The 16,098-nt window shown below is 26.9% G+C and carries 13 protein-coding genes; 2 read left to right on the forward strand and 11 right to left on the reverse strand.

All coding sequences use genetic code 11. The features are described from left to right. Positions 1 to 3: 3 nt before the first annotated feature. From METVI_RS0100790 to METVI_RS0100800, 3 genes are read right to left on the reverse strand one after another with little or no spacing between them, the layout of a single operon-like run. Complete coding sequence (locus METVI_RS0100790; protein WP_017980931.1) at positions 4 to 390, reverse strand: toprim domain-containing protein; 387 nt, start codon at positions 388 to 390, stop codon at positions 4 to 6. A 10-nt stretch (positions 391 to 400) separates the two neighbouring features. Further along, a complete protein-coding gene (locus METVI_RS0100795) occupies positions 401 to 2,377 on the reverse strand; it encodes a hypothetical protein (RefSeq protein ID WP_236610561.1) in 1,977 nt (658 codons plus the stop codon). 19 nt (positions 2,378 to 2,396) lie between these two features. Next, complete coding sequence (locus METVI_RS0100800; RefSeq protein ID WP_004590758.1) at positions 2,397 to 2,621, reverse strand: hypothetical protein; 225 nt, start codon at positions 2,619 to 2,621, stop codon at positions 2,397 to 2,399. A 215-nt stretch (positions 2,622 to 2,836) separates the two neighbouring features. Here METVI_RS0100800 and rqcH point away from each other — a divergent pair, with 215 nt between their 5' ends. Beyond that, complete coding sequence (gene rqcH / locus METVI_RS0100805) at positions 2,837 to 4,837, forward strand: ribosome rescue protein RqcH (protein WP_004590759.1); 2,001 nt, start codon at positions 2,837 to 2,839, stop codon at positions 4,835 to 4,837. On the opposite strand, the gene METVI_RS0100810 is transcribed toward rqcH, so the two are convergent. From METVI_RS0100810 to cobQ, 3 genes are read right to left on the reverse strand one after another with little or no spacing between them, the layout of a single operon-like run. Next, a complete protein-coding gene (locus METVI_RS0100810; protein ID WP_017980932.1) occupies positions 4,818 to 7,787 on the reverse strand; it encodes an AAA family ATPase in 2,970 nt (989 codons plus the stop codon). The two genes, rqcH and METVI_RS0100810, sit on opposite strands and share 20 nt — an antisense overlap. Positions 7,788 to 7,792: 5 nt before the next feature. Next, entirely contained in the window at positions 7,793 to 9,085 is a 1,293-nt protein-coding gene (locus tag METVI_RS0100815; protein ID WP_026152839.1) for a radical SAM protein, read from the reverse strand. Then, positions 9,079 to 10,539 (reverse strand): cobyric acid synthase CobQ, encoded by a 1,461-nt coding sequence (gene cobQ, locus METVI_RS0100820; RefSeq protein WP_004590766.1) that lies wholly within the window; start codon positions 10,537 to 10,539, stop codon positions 9,079 to 9,081. The genes METVI_RS0100815 and cobQ overlap by 7 nt, the downstream gene beginning before the upstream one ends. Before the next feature lie 51 nt (positions 10,540 to 10,590). On the opposite strand from cobQ, the gene comE reads away from it, so the two are divergent. After that, positions 10,591 to 11,145: a sulfopyruvate decarboxylase subunit beta gene (gene comE / locus METVI_RS0100825; RefSeq protein WP_004590768.1), complete on the forward strand. Its 555-nt coding sequence runs from the start codon at positions 10,591 to 10,593 to the stop codon at positions 11,143 to 11,145. Here comE and METVI_RS0100830 read toward each other — a convergent pair. Genes METVI_RS0100830 through METVI_RS0100850 form a run of 5 tightly spaced genes read right to left on the reverse strand, consistent with a single transcriptional unit; the run spans position 11,132 to position 16,098 of the window. Then, positions 11,132 to 11,935 carry a DUF63 family protein gene (locus tag METVI_RS0100830; protein ID WP_004590770.1) on the reverse strand — a complete coding sequence of 268 codons (804 nt, stop codon included), beginning with the start codon at positions 11,933 to 11,935 and terminating at the stop codon, positions 11,132 to 11,134. The two genes, comE and METVI_RS0100830, sit on opposite strands and share 14 nt — an antisense overlap. Then, a complete protein-coding gene (locus METVI_RS0100835; protein WP_004590772.1) occupies positions 11,935 to 12,888 on the reverse strand; it encodes a tetratricopeptide repeat protein in 954 nt (317 codons plus the stop codon). The genes METVI_RS0100830 and METVI_RS0100835 overlap by 1 nt, the downstream gene beginning before the upstream one ends. A 7-nt stretch (positions 12,889 to 12,895) precedes the next feature. Continuing rightward, on the reverse strand, positions 12,896 to 14,041 hold the full coding sequence (trm14, locus tag METVI_RS0100840; RefSeq protein ID WP_004590774.1) for a tRNA (guanine(6)-N2)-methyltransferase: 1,146 nt from the start codon (positions 14,039 to 14,041) through the stop codon (positions 12,896 to 12,898). After that, a complete protein-coding gene (locus METVI_RS0100845; protein ID WP_004590776.1) occupies positions 14,038 to 15,216 on the reverse strand; it encodes a homocitrate synthase family protein in 1,179 nt (392 codons plus the stop codon). The genes trm14 and METVI_RS0100845 overlap by 4 nt, the downstream gene beginning before the upstream one ends. 3 nt (positions 15,217 to 15,219) lie before the next feature. Next, positions 15,220 to 16,098 carry a serine/threonine-protein kinase RIO2 gene (locus tag METVI_RS0100850; protein WP_081604660.1) on the reverse strand — a complete coding sequence of 293 codons (879 nt, stop codon included), beginning with the start codon at positions 16,096 to 16,098 and terminating at the stop codon, positions 15,220 to 15,222.

Below are 16,098 nucleotides of genomic sequence, written 5' to 3' on the forward strand. Positions count from 1 at the left end.
TTATCACATTAATCTTTTATTAATATAAGAGAATAAACTTTCTATATCTCTTATCCCACTATTTGTATATATGAAGATCATCTTTCTATAAAATGTATTAACCTTTATTCCTCTATGCCTAAATTCCTCTAAAATTGCTTTTGCTAACAATTTTCCTCTTCTATCATAATCTGTTAATAAAATAACTTCTTTTATTCTTCTTCTAACAAGCTCATCAGCTATTAAATATACAGGAGTTTTCCCAATTATTATATATGTTGCCTCTACACCTAATTTCTCTAAACTTTCAACATCTTTTTTTCCTTCAACAATTATTGGCTTGTCTTCAGCCTCTATCTTTAACTCTTCTATAATATCCAAAAGTCTTTCAAAATATTCATCCCTTCTCATATTAGATCCATTATAAAAATTTTATATACTCTGGTTTAACATTTTTAATTATATCTTTTATTAATTTTCTCTCTTCATATGTTGAAGAATTATATAAAATAATTAATATATATATAAAATCTTCTAACATCTCTCTTTTATATTTACTTAAGTTATATAAAACTTTTAACACCATCCTTCTATTACTATACAACCTCTCTTTTAGGGAGTATATAAGTTCAGGATAAGTTAATATTATCTTTGTTATAACATCTACAGCATCATCAATATTCTCACTAATTAATATTGGGAATGCTATTTTACTTGGAAATTCTTCAAAAAATTTTAATGCTTCTTTTCTTAGCCTTTTATTATATAACATTTCAGCTATTTTAGGAATCAAAAGTTTTATCTCTTCATCACTTAACAGCTTGTTTTTTAAAAAATGTTTCACAGCAAAAATAAAGGCAAGATAAGTTTGATAGTTATTGGCTAACTTCAGTATTTCCCCTAATTTATCTTTCTTTCCAAGTAATGCATAGATAATAATTTTATTAGCATCATAAATATCTCCATGTATATTTAAATTTTCAACAATCTCTATTACTTTTTTTGCTTTTTCTTCATCTAAATTTTTATATTTGTTTTTAATTATTTCAGTTAAATGAGTAATTAGACAGTATTTTTTAACATCTTCTAAGAATTCATCAAAATCTATTAAGCTTAAATCTTTTGATCCTATAATTTCTATAGTTTTATAAAATTCATAACCTAATTTTTCAGCTATTTTCAAATCTTTATAGTGTATTCTGTTTTTTAAACAGATTTCAGCTATTATACTTTCAATAATATTTAAAGCTATCTTACATTTCCTTATTTCTTCTTCAATAAATAATAGGTGCCTAAACCCTCCTTTAAATTTTTCCCTATCCAATTGATAAATTTTATTTTTAATCTTTTTATGTTCATTTATTAAAAAATCTAAATATTCTTTTTTTGAATATTCTTTTAAGAGTCTAAGTGATGATATTTTTACACTCATGTTCATTATCTTTATATTACAAATTGCTTTATTTTCTATATAATCTGCCAATTCCTTATTTGTCTTAATAATCTTTTTTAATTCATTTATAGCTGCTGTTTTAGCTTTCCCATTTCCATGACTTAAAAATTTAAATAAAAAATCTACTTTCTTTTTAGAATCATCCATTAATGATATTAGTTTGACTCCTATAAACTGAAGCTCTTCATCAGAATACAAAAGAGTTTTTAATATCTTGCTATAACACTCATCAGACAGTCTTATATTCTCCCTAACTATCAAATTTAAAGCTTCTCTTTTATAATTTTTTAAAAGGTTAATAATACAATCTTCTGAAAGGTTATAATTCACATTAAGTTTATAAAATAGTTTTTTTGTTTTTTTATATGTATTTTTATCCCATTTACCAAGAATAATTGGTGATAAATGCTCTTTTAATATCTTTTTTTCTTCATCCCCTAATTTATCAACAATTTTTAATAAAATATCTACAATACATTTATTTTTATAGATATTCTCTGATAAAATCTCTAAAACTTTTCTATCAATAATCTTTAATATAGCTTTATCTAAGCTATCACAATTAGTGTATTTTAATATAATTTTTTTATAGAGTGGATTATCAATATGCTCAATAAGGTAATATAAAACTCTATCATCTATATATTTATAACTTTCAACTATAGCTTCTTCCACTACCTCTTTACCTACCAATTTTTTAATAATAAATTCAGCTTCCTTTGAGATAAATCTGTTACCACTATCTAAACCTAAAAACACATAATATAAAAAATTCTTCACTATCTCATTATCAAGCCTCTTTAAAACTAATAATCCTCTCCTTAAACTCTCTTTATCTCCTTTATCCAACTCCTTCTTTAATTCTTGTAAAAGTTCAGGATTTCTTTTAATTTCTTTAGCAACTTTATCATATTTACCATTATTAAAATAGTGCATAAATTCCATATTATAAACCCTAATGACATTAAAAGGTTTTTTTACAAACTGAATTTTCATCCATAAATAGATAAGATTTTCTAACTAAATCTTCTATTTCAGTATTTTTTGTTGATATTAAAACCTCATCTAAAATCCCTTTTTCTTTACATTTTTTCAATATATTTTTGGTCATGAATATTTTAATACCTTCAAATCTAGCTCTTCTATTAATGAGATGAATATCCCGAATAACTTCCTCTACCTTCTTCATAAATATCACGGTTAATTATAATTACATCCTCTCATATTTAAACTATTTGTGTATGTAATTATGTGTGTCCTATTAGAAAATGCAATATCTAAATAAATGTTATTTAATACTATAAAAAGTTTAGAAAATGTTGTTTAATACCTTCTAAATTATGATATATAAATTTAACTGTATTTTTATATAAAAATATTTTAAAAAAGTAAAGTGGTGATATTATGAAAAATGAAATAACAAATATTGATTTAGCTGCAGTAGTTGAAGAATTACAAATGCTAATAAATGGTAGAGTGGATAAAGCTTTTTTAATAAACAATGAACAAAATAAAGAGCTAATATTAAAAGTACATGTTCCTGAAAAAGGGAGTAGAGAGTTAGTTATAAGTGTTGGGAAGTATAAATATGTCACATTAACAAATTATGAAAGAGAAAAACCCAAACTTCCTCCATCCTTTGCTATGCTACTAAGAAAACATCTAAAAAATTCTAAAATAACAAAAATAGAACAAATAAATTTTGATAGAATCTTACTTATAGAATTTCAAAATAAATATAAACTTATTGCTGAACTTTTTAAAGATGGAAATATCATCTTCTTAGATGAAAATAACACAATCATTGCCCCACTGAGAATAGAAGAGTGGAAAGATAGAAGAATAGCTCCAAAAGAAAATTACAAATTCCCTCCACAAAAACCACTCTCTCCAAAAAATTTAGAATACTCTTTAGCTTATGAGTTGTTTGAGGAATATTTCATTAAAAATAGTGATGTGGAGTGTGTAAGATTACTCTCAAGGATCTTAGGAATTGCAGGAATATATGCTGAAGAGATATGTGAGAGAGCAAATATAGATAAGAAAAAGAAAAATTTGAATAAAGAAGAGATAAAACAGCTTTTTGAAAAGGCCAAAGAACTCTTCAATGAAGTTTATAATAATAGAAAACCACAGATAATTATAAAAGATGGTGAATATATAGATGTTCAACCAATAGAGTTAAAGAAATATAGTGATTATGAAAAGAAATATTATAATAGTTTTTTAGAAGCCATTGATGACTATTTTGCAAAATTCTTAGCTTTAAAAGAAGTTAAGAAAGAGAAATCTAAGTTAGAAGAGGAAATTGAAAAGCATGAGGCAATACTTAGAAGACAGCTTGAAACATTAAAAAAATATAAAGAAGAGAGTGAAGAAAACAGCTTAAAAGGGGATTTAATATATGCTAACTATCAGTTAGTTGAAGAGTTATTAAATGCAATAAGATTTGCAAGGGAGAGAAAATCTTGGGAAGAGATTAAAAAAATTATTAGAGAGAATAAAAATCACCCTATTTTAGGTCTTATAGAAAATATAGATGAGAATTCTGGAAAGATTGTAGTAAGATTAAAATCAGAAGATATGGAGGAGAGGGTGGCTTTAGACATAAGAAAAAATGCTTTTGAAAATGCAGAAGTTTATTATGAAAAGGCTAAAAAATTAAAAAGTAAATTAGAGGGAATAGAAAATGCTATTGAACTAACAAAAAAGAAAATTGAAGACCTTAAAAAGAAAAGTGAAGAAGAAATAAAAGAAATTGAAGAAAAGAAAATGAAAAAAAAGAAAAGAAAAGAGAGAAAATGGTATGAAAAATTCAAATGGACAGTTATTAATGGTTTCTTAGTTTTAGCTGGAAAAGATGCTATAACTAATGAGATATTAATAAAGAAATACACTGATAAAGATGACATTGTTTTTCATGCAGACATTCAAGGAGCTCCATTTACAGTCATAAAGACAGAAGGTAGGGAGGTTGATGAAGACACTCTTTTAGAGGTTGCCAAATTCTCAGTATCTCATTCAAAAGCTTGGAAGTTAGGTTATGGAGCCATTGATACATACTGGGTTAAGCCAGAGCAGATATCAAAAACCCCAGAGAGTGGAGAATATTTAAAAAGAGGAGCATTTGTAATTAGAGGTAAAAGAAATTATATAAGATCTGTTCCTTTAGAGTTAGGAATAGGTGTTATTGAATATGATGGAGAAATAAAAATAACAACTGCTCCACCAAAAACATTAGAGAAGAGTTTTATAAAATATGTGCTATTAAAACCGAGTAATAAAGATAAAGGTAAAGTTGTTAAGGAATTAAAGAAGATATTTGAAGATTATGGAATAGATGATGAAGACATTCTAATGGCCTTACCACCAGGAGGTTGTGAAATTATTCAACCGAAACCTTAGAATAATCTTCTTTATAAACTCTTATTATATTATCAGCCACTTCCTCTATCTCTTTATGATGTGTAATAACTATCATCTGAGGAATATTTCTAATTTTTCTAAATATCTCTATCAATTTTGCCACTCTATTTTCATCTAAATGTATTGTGGGTTCATCAAGTATTAAACACTCTAAAGATCCAACTAAAGAGTTTGCTATAGCTAATCTTAAGGACAGAGCTAAAGCTATCTGCTCCCCACCACTTAAATTTTCTATTGTTAAATCCCCATTAGGAGATTTTACTATAATATCAAAATTATCAGTTATATCAACAAAACTGTAAGGTAACTCAAACTCTGAAAAAGCTTTATTTAAGTTATTCCTAATTATTGGAATGAATTTCTTCCTTAAATATCTCTGAAATCCCCCTCTACTATAAATATCTCTAACTCTCTTAAGATAATCAATAAATCTTAATAACTTTTCTCTTTCAGCCTCCTTCTCTTTTAATTTATTTAATCTCTCCTCTATTTGTTTAATATTATTTTCTAAATTATCAATATCTCTTTCAATCTCTACTAATCTTATTTTTAGACTATTTAACTTCTCCTCTTTATCATTCCTCTCATTTTCTATTTTTCTAAACTCTTCTTCAGAATAATTGATTTCATCAAGCCTGTTTTTTATGTAATTAATTTTATCAACTATTTCATTTATCCTTTTTTTAGTTTCTTCTATTTCATCAATAATCTTATCCTTATCTCCATAAACATTTTTAAACTTATCAATCCTATCCTTAGCAATTGAATATTTATTATAACCCTCTCTTAACTCCCTCTCTTTCTCTCTATATATTTTTAATTTATTTATCACTTCATTGTATCTATCAAAATCTAATTTTAATATTTTTAAATTATTACAAATCTTTTTTAATTCTTCTTTAAGAGATAAAAGTTGATTATACTTACTCAATTTCTCTTTAAAAATGTCTCTTTGTTTCATTAAATTTTTTATCTCTATTTCAACATCATCTAATCTCCTATTACCAACCTCTTTCCTTAACTCATTAATCTTTTTTATTAATTCTTCTTTATTTTTATTCTTCAAAAACTCTTCAGCTAATCTGTAGCTATTATAAAAACTCTCTATTTCCTCTAATCTTTTCTTTTTTTCATTAATTATTATATCAATAGGTTTATTATTAATTATATATTTATCCAGATCTATACTATTTATTTCCTTTTCCAACTCTTTAATTAGTTCTTTTTTTCTAACAATTTCTTTTTCCAAAATCTCATGTCTCTTTAGTTCTTCAATAACCCTTGGTTCTTCTTTTATTATATTTCTTAAATTTTTAATTTTATTATCAATATCCATAAGCTCTTTCTCAATACATTCTTTTTCATTTTTCTTACTCTTAATTTCCATTTCATTTATTCTTATAAGTTCAGCTTTTTTCTCTTCACTAATCTCAGATTTACATAATGGACATTTACCTTTAACATTTTTAAGCTCATCTAACATTTTTTTTAATCTCTTAATCTCATTATTTAATTCTCCTAATTTTTCATTTAACTTATTCTTTTTCTCATTTAATTCCTCTAATATCTTTTTTACTTCTTCTATTTTTTCTAATTTCCTTTTTAATTCTTCAATATTTCCAATTTTTCTTTCTAATTTTTCTATTTCCTCTATTAATTCATTCCTCTGTCTAATTAAACTATTCTTTTTTTCTAATAATTTGTAGTATTCAATCTGCTTATTTTTTAATTCTTCTAATTCATTTGATAATTTAATATACTCATCAAAATAGATCTTATATTTATTTCTTATAATTTCTTGATTCTCAATTTCATTTAACTCTTTCTCTAATGACTCTAATTCCATAATATAACTTCTGATCCTTTCTAATTTATTTATTTCATTTTCATAATAATTTAATCTTTCCTTAATATCTTCTAAATTTTCTTTAATCTCATTTTTTAATTTTTCAATATTTCTTTCTAAAATCTCCTTTTTACCCAATAAACTGTTATATTCCTTATATTTCCCTTCTAACTCATTCCTCTCTTTTTCTAAATCATTAATTTCTTTTTCTATATTTATATATTCATAATAACTACTCTCATTCTCTTTTAACAAATTTTCATATTTATTAAATTCTTCAAAATCTCTCTCTAATCTCTCTAACTTTTCATTTAAGATTTTTAACTCTTTCTTTCTTAATTCTAATTTATTAGTTAAATTCATGAATTTTTCTTTTCTATCTAAATATTCCCTATATTTCTCATCTATAACCTTAAACTCTTCTTCTAATTTTTCCAATTTTTCTTTTAATTTCAATTTTTCTCTATATTTTTCTTCTAAAATTTTTTTATTCTTTTCCAAATCATTTTCTAATAAAATTTTACTCTTCAATTCACCTTCTATCTCCCTTAACCTGTTATTATATTCATTAATAACCTCTTTCATTTTTTCATAACATGTTTCAAAATCCTCTATGCCTAAAAGCTTCCCAATAATTTTTAATCTTTCAGAATTTCTTAGATTATTAATTAATTTAGCTATTTCACCCTGTTTTATATAAATAGAGTTTAAAAATATATCTTGATCTACACCCAAAATTTCCTTAATTTTGTTATTAACTTCATTAACTCCTCTAGCATATAATGAATTATTTATGTAAAGATATGCTCCCCCTCTCCCATTCTCATACTCTCTTACAACCTTAACCCTATTTCCCCTAACTCTAAAAGTTAGCTCAACTCTAACATGTCTCTTTCCTATTGTTACTATCCTATCATACCCACCAACAACATTAGGACCAAACAGTGCATAAACCATAGCTTCAAATATTGATGTTTTTCCACTACCATTATCTCCTATAATAGCTGTTAATCCCTCTTTAAACTCTATTTCAGTATTCTTATGACTTTTAAAATTATTTATCTTAATCTTCTCTATTATCATATTCATCACTTAACAACTTCTCCAACAATTATATTATCCTTATTTCTTAAAATTCTAACCTTAACTCTCTTTCCAATAATATCCTCATTTGTATTAATTATTTGAATTACTCTTCCTCTCTCAGCAGCTAAAACTTCTCCCTTTATTCTCCCATCTAAAATAGCTTTAGTTCTTATAACCTCCCCAACTTTAAAAGGATATGGTAATCTTTTTCTTCTATGGATTCCAAAATCTTCAGGTCTTAGAATGAGTTTAACATCTAATCCTCTCTTTTTATACTCTATTTCATATTTTTTCAATAACTCATAAAACTTCTCAAAATTCCAAACTTTCATTTTTTTAGGTTTTCTTCCAAACTGATAAACTCTACATAGCTGACAACCTAAAATAGGATCTCTTTTATTAGTTAATGGGTTTATTATATTTTGCTTAACCCTTAAATCAAGATCAACTGCAAAATCTATAACCCTTTTAAACTCTGTATCATTTATATTAGGTAATAGTATTGGAGCTATTAATAAATGAATTTTTGAGTTTTTTATATATTCAGCTATATCCAATATTTTATTAATATTATAATCCTTCCTACCAGCTAACATCTTAGCCATCTTTTCATCTATAGCATTAATAGATAAATTAATTCTGTGTAATCCTGCTTCTTCTAACTCATCTATTAGTTTATAATCAAGTACAGTCCCATTACTCTGCATACTAACTATTCCCTCTACATTTATATCAGATAAAGCTTGAACTAGATCTACTAAAGGATAATAAAGAGAGGGCTCTCCTTGTCCATCTAAATGAGCTTCTAATTTTTTAATTCCTTTATATTCAGCTAATTTTTTATACTCTTTTATTAAATAGTCAATATCTACATAATAGTCATTTTTCCTAGTTTTTGAAAATTCTCCCTCATCAACTGAACAGAATATACAGTTTAAATTACAACCACAGTGTCCCCTTACTTGAATAATATTTCTCCCTCTCTCTATCAACCCAAAAGCTGTATGTCCAATTAATGGAAATGGTTCATTTATATAAATAACCCTTCTTTTTGTTATTTTGCTCCTTAAATTATTTGCAATATGGTAAGAGATTAAATTTAATATCCCCATTTTTAAATTCTCAGCTCTCTTTGGGTGGGTATTTATCTTTATTACACTCTCTTCTATTTCAACTTCTTCATAAGGAATATCTATAGAAACTTCATAAATCTTATTTATTTCCAAAATTAACCTATTCCCTTTTGACTTTATGTTAGTTATCATTCTATACTTTGAAAGGTCTAAAGTCACCATATTATCCTTAAATTTACATGTTTATCTATAGTTTTAGCTAAGTAGTTTAAATTTCTCTCAATCTCATCTTTATACTTATCTCCTTCAATTCTCTCTAATCCCTTTCTTTCTCTAATAATATTTAATATATAATTTCTAAAATCTGAATTTTCAAATATTCCATGAAAATATGTTCCAACAATTAAACCTCTATCTTTTTTTATAGCACCATCATACCCATCTCCACAGTTACCAAACCCTCTAACAATTTTAATAAATGGTTTCTCTTTTGAATATGTATAACCCTCATGTATCTCATAACCTTTTATTAAAAAATCTTTATAATAACCTGATGAGTTTTTAGTTATCTTTTCATTACCAAAGATAGTTTTTATATCTAATAAATTCAATCCATTTATATCTTTAACATCTCCCTCTTTTAAATTCTTATCTAATAATTTCCTACCTAATGTCTGATATCCCCCACATATCCCAATAACTATTCCACCATCTTTTAAAAATTCTCTTATCTTCTCATCAAAATTATATTCTTTTAATATTTTAACTTCTGTTGTAACTCCTCTACTACCTGGGAGAATGAGAATGTCTCCTGTTATTTCCTCACAGAAATCTATTAGTCTTATAAAACTATCATATTTTAAAGGATCAATATCTGTAAAGTTAGATATCTTCTTAAATCTAATAACATTAACTTCCACTCCACTCTTTTTATTTCCAAAAGATTTAAGCCTTTGAAGAGCTAAACTGTCTTCTTCTGGTAAATAAAAATGTTCATCATATGGTAAGATTCCAATAACTGGCACACCTGTTAGTTCCTCTATTTTATCTATTCCCTCCTTTAAAACCTCTTTATTACCTCTAAATTTATTTATCACAATCCCTTTTATTAATCTTCTCCAATTTTTTGGAAGTAGCTTAATAGTTCCATAAATAGAAGCAAAAACTCCTCCTCTATCAATATCAGCAACCAAAATAGCTTTAGCATTGACAGCTTCAGCAACTCTTAAATTAGCTATATCATCCTTAAGTAGATTTATCTCACAACAACTACCTGCTCCTTCCATAACAACATATTCATAATTTTCATTTAATATCTCCAAACTTTCCTTTATCTTTTTAAAGAAGAAATTTTTATTATTCCTATATTCATCATAACTCATATCACCATATGGCCTTCCATGGACTATAACTTGTGAGGTATAATTACCCTTTGGTTTTAGCAATATAGGGTTAAAATGAACTGAAGGTTCTACCCTTGCAGCTATACTCTGTGTATATTGGGCTACAGCTATTTCTCCGTCTTCTTTAGCTACCCTTGAATTTAAGCTCATATTTTGAGATTTAAAAGGAGCTACTTTATAACCCTTATTAGCTAATAATCTACAAATGCCTGCTGTTAATACGGATTTTCCAGCATTTGAAGATGTACCAACAACCATAATAAATTCAGCCAAAATATCACCAAATTATAATTTATATTAATAAATAATATAAAGGTGAAGATTATGAAGAGGATTGATGTTATAAAAAAGATAGTTGATAATGTTGATAAAGAGCTTATAGTGTGTAATATAGGCATCCCTTCTAAGGAGTTATACAGTGTAAAAGATAGAGAGAGAAATTTTTATATGCTTGGTTCTATGGGGTTAGCATCGTCTATTGGATTGGGGTTAGCTTTAAATATTAAAGAAAAGGTTGTTGTTATTGATGGAGATGGATCAATATTGATGAATCTGGGCTCACTCTCCACTATTGGTTATCTCAAACCAAAAAATTTAATTTTAGTTATTATTGACAATTCCTCATATGGATCTACTGGAAATCAAAAAACACATACAGCAAAAAACACAAATTTAAAGAGAGTTGCAGAAGCTTGTGGTCTTTGTGCTGTTGAAGTGGATAATATTGATAACTTTGAAGAAGTGTTTAAATGTGCTTTAAAAAGAGATGAAACATTTGTAATAATAGCAAAAACTATTCCATACAATGAACCGTGTGAAGATATAAACATCCCACCTGTTGTTATAAAATATAGATTTATGAAAGCTATACACCCATAATCATTCTAAATAAATCTCTCATTCCTGGAGCCATGCCAAGTGCCATAATACAGAGTTTTATTATATTTTTAATATTCTCATCTTCCACTTCTCTATTCACTACATACAAAGCTAACAATACAGCCAATATTTTTATTGGGATAAAAGAAAAAGCTCCAAAGTGTTCCATGAAAAACCTAGGTATTGGATGTTGTTCCCAATATCCATAAAAAGCTAATCCAACAGCTGTTGCAGAGGCATCAATAGCTTGGCCAATAATGGCATAACTATCTATTTTATTTTGGAGAATATTCAATTTTAATATTCTATCTATATAGAATATAGATATGTAAATAACAGCCACTAACATAGCAACATAGATTAATGCATCTAAGTGATGTATATGAGTGAGAAATATACTGAAAAAATATAAAAAAATAACAAAACCAATAACAGCTGAAACCTTATAATACTTCTCCTTAAAGACATATGCTGTTGTTAAAATTGTTATAATAAACAATCCTCCAATAACAAAAACAATTCCAGGGGTAATAGTTAGAAAGCTTCTTTCTATATAGCCAAGATCTACTAAAGCTCTTATTAATGCTATTAATATAGAAAATACTATTGAGGGTATAGCAAATTTTTCATCTATTTTTACATTTAATCTTATTAATGCTTTATAAAATAGATAGAGAGAAATTGCTAAAATAGCTCCATAAGTTATCTCTTGTATAATGTTATACCCACTTCCAATCTCTGCAGGTTCTATATAATATTTATATATAAATTCATACACCTTATCTAACATTATTCCACAAAGTCTTTTTTCTTACTTTCAAATGCTTTCTCATAATGGTTTATAGCTTTATCTAACTGACCTTTCCTTTCATAAATTCTTGCTAAGCATATATATGCTTTAACATGATTAGGATATAGCTCAATAACCTTACTATAACATCTTATTGCCCCATCTTCATCTCCCAATCTTTCCAATAACTGACCTTTAAAGTACCATAAGGCAATATCATCACTTCTTATCTTCAAACCTATGTTAATATATCTCTCAGCCTTTTCAAGATCTCCTAGAATTAAACTTACTGAAGCTGCATGTCTTACAGCATCTAAAAATTCCATTTTAAGATCATCTATAATCCTACTAAAACATTCTAATGATGACTTATAATCCCCTTTCCTTTTTAATATAACACCTTTTAAATATAATGCATTAACATTATTTGGGTTATTCTCTAAAACTTCATCTACATACCTTAATGCCTCATCGTATTTTCCAAACTTTCTTAAAACATCAGCCTTTTTAATTTTAATAGCATTAAAATTAGGGTATCTCTTTAAAATTTCATCACAAACTTCTAAAAGCTTATAATAATCTCCTAAAGCTTCTAAGCATCTTGATTTTATTAATAGGGATATAATTAAATTTCTTACTTTATCTTCATTCTCTTCTAATATTTTAATACACATTCTGCATTTTCCTTCTTCAGCACCAAATATCATTGCTATAAGTGATAAGATTAGGGCATTATTTTTTAACTTCTCAGAACTTTCAAAAATTTCTTTAGCTTCTTTTAATTTCCCTTCACAGAATAATATTATCCCTTTTAATAATAATGCTAATGGATCTTCATTTATCTCTAAAGATTTATTTACATAATATAAAGCTTCTAAGTAATTATTTTCCAAAAACAACTCCCAAGCTTTACATAAATAATAATACTGTAGCAATATCTTTTGATTTTCCATAATATCACTATAATTTAATATAATATACTTTTGTTAATAATCCACCAAACATTACATCAAAATGTTTTATAATATTAAAGTTATTTTTTATTACTGCATCTTTAAATAATTTACTTTCAGCAGTTATCACAACAATCCTTGAATCACCGTGCATTAAGTTTTTAGCAGAAGATAAAAAGTTGTTATATAACTTCCCTATTAATCTCTTCTTTCCCATTCTTATACCATATGGTGGATTTGTAACAATAACATCTAAGCTGTTAAAGAACTTATCTAACTCTTCTGCACTTCCATTTAAAAATTTTACTGTATCAATAACATTTGCATTTATAGCATTTTTCTTAGCACCCTCCAAATACTCACTGTTTATATCCATACCTACAATTTTATAACTTCTATAATTTTCATTATAACAGTTTTTAATTTTATCTAACAATTCATGTCCAAATATCTTAACAAATGAAAAACCATATCTTCTCTCTCTAAATTTTCCAATGGGAATGTTTCTCTTTATTAATGCTCCTTCTATTGGAATTGTTCCACTACCACACATTGGATCTAAAAGAAATTCTTCATCTTTCCAACCACTTAAATATATTAAAGATGCTGCTATTGTAGCATTTAGATGTGCAGGATGGTTATAAACTCTGTATCCTCTCTTATGCAACCCTTCATCTCCTGTAGTATCTATAGCTACCAATAACTCATTGAAAATAAGTTCAACTCTCACAATAATGTCTGGTTCATCTAAATTGACCTTTAATCTAACACCTTTTTCTGATAGATACCTCTTTATAACTGCTTCTCCAGCTACTCTACCAATATCTATTGATGTAAAATTATGTTCTCCAACCCTTAATGGTCGGACAGCAAAGCTCTGTTCTTCTTTTATCCAATCTTCCCAATTTATTTCATAAACTCTTTTATATATTTCATCTAAAGAAATATCTTCCAACACTTCTCTATGCAATAGAATATTTAACCTCTCAATAGTTCTTGAAAAATAGTTTATCTTTGCTATAAGCTCCAAATTCCCTTCTAAAAATATTCTTCCCTTTCCCTCCCTTTTTTCTAATATCTTTGCTCCTAAACTTTCTAATTCATTAGCAGCAATATCCTCCAATCCTGGAGATAGTGTTGAATAAAACTTCACCTTATAACCTCTTCAACTATTTTTTTAAATACTTCATCACTTACTTCTATCCCTCTCTCTCTAGTTTCCTTAACCCTTTTAACAATTTCACAAATTTGTTCTTCTGTAGCATTAATACCCATTAATTTTAATTTATATTCAACAGCTCTCCTACCAGAGTGCTTACCTAATATAATATTTCTCTTTAAACCAATTTTTTCTGGTAAAAATGGTTCATAAGTTAGTGGGTTGTTTATAACAGCATCAACATGTATTCCACTTTCATGAGAGAAAACCAGCTCTCCAATAATAGGCTTATTTTTTGGTAAAGATATTCCTGAATACTTCTCAACAAGTCTACAGAGTTCTGGTAAAACTTCTAAATTTAGATCTAATTTAACATCATATAAAACAATCAAGCTCATAATAAGCTCTTCTAAAGCTGTATTTCCAGCTCTTTCTCCAATACCATTTACTGTTGTAGAAACAGCTTTTGCTCCTGCCATAAGACCATAAATAGAGTTAATAACAGCAAATCCAAAGTCATTATGACAATGAACTCCAATATCAATATTTAAGTATTTTTTTAACATATTAACCATAAAATACATTGCCTGTGGTGTGGATGATCCTGTTGTATCAGCTATATGAACTCTATCAGCTTTATACTCTTCAGCTTTTTTATGTATTTTTATTAAATCCTCTATTCTTGTTCTTGTCCCATCTTCAGCAGAGAAAGCTACAAAAAGCCCATGATCTTTTGCATACTCTATAGCCTCTGTAGCCATTTTAATAATCTCATCTAAACTCTTTCCACCAAATTTATATTTTAAATGTAATGGAGATGTTGCTACAAATGTTATAATTCCATCAACATCACAGTCAATAGCTGCATCAATATCCTCTTTCCTTGTCCTACAAAGTGCTAAAATATCTGCCTTTAATCCTTGATTGGCTATAGCCTTTACAGCCTCTTTTTCTTTTTCTGAAACTCTTGGAAATCCAGCTTCAATTTGATCTACACCAAGCTCATCTAATTTTATAGCTATTTCTAATTTTTGATCTTTAGTAAAACAAACTCCTGGAGTTTGCTCTCCATCTCTTAATGTAGTGTCGTAAATAATAATATCTTTAAGACATAACTTTGGATTATATGGACATGGAGCTTTCCAATCATTTTCAAAAAGGAAATCCATAATCTATTCACCTACAACATATTTATATATCTCATCAGGATCTGCTTTTATTTTATACTTTTTAAAATACCTCACTATATTATTTATATCTCTTTTTAAATAAAATTCTGCATCTGGATGACCTTTTGTAATTGCCTGTGGCCAGTCAATAATAACAAAATCTAAGTTCTCATCTAATAAAATGTTAAACTCTGAAAGATCTCCATGAATATAGCCAATTTTATAAGCCTTTTTAATTTCTTCAATAATTTTGTTAAACAATTCTTCTATCTCTTCCTTACTCATTAACTTTTCTAAATCCAAAACCTTTAACTCCTCTCCAGTAATTTTACCCATAATTATAGCATGCCTATTCTGGGCTATTGGTTCTGGAACTTTTACTGTTGGAAAGAGTTCATTTAATATCTCAAACTCTCTTTCAGCAGTAAGTCTTGACATATAAAGCCAGCTGATATGATGCTTATTTGAAACAAATTCTCTATACCTCTTACCTCTTGTAAAACATGTTCTGCCATGTTTATGAAACTTTAAAACAGCTTCCCTATCATCTGATAATAGAACATTATAAACATCCCCCTCTTTTCCAACACCTAATTTATTTCCTATAGCTTTTAATATCCCTTTTTTATATAGTGCATCTATAGCTAATGCATCATAACCTCCAAATGACACAGCATAACCATAGATAGATCTAACTACAAATTCAAATTTATTAAGTCTTTTTAACCTATATAAAACATCTTTTTCTGGCATTTTTGCTTTTTTTACAATTTCATCAATTGGCACCCACTCATGATGTCTCATAGAGATCTCTATAATTCTTAATATCTTTAAATCTTCATCAGTAGCTTGTTTTAAATAATTTAATAATTTTTTTATTAT

The sequence above is a fragment of the Methanocaldococcus villosus KIN24-T80 genome, from assembly GCF_000371805.1.
GTDB lineage: Archaea > AGJL01 > Methanococci > Methanococcales > Methanocaldococcaceae > Methanocaldococcus > Methanocaldococcus villosus.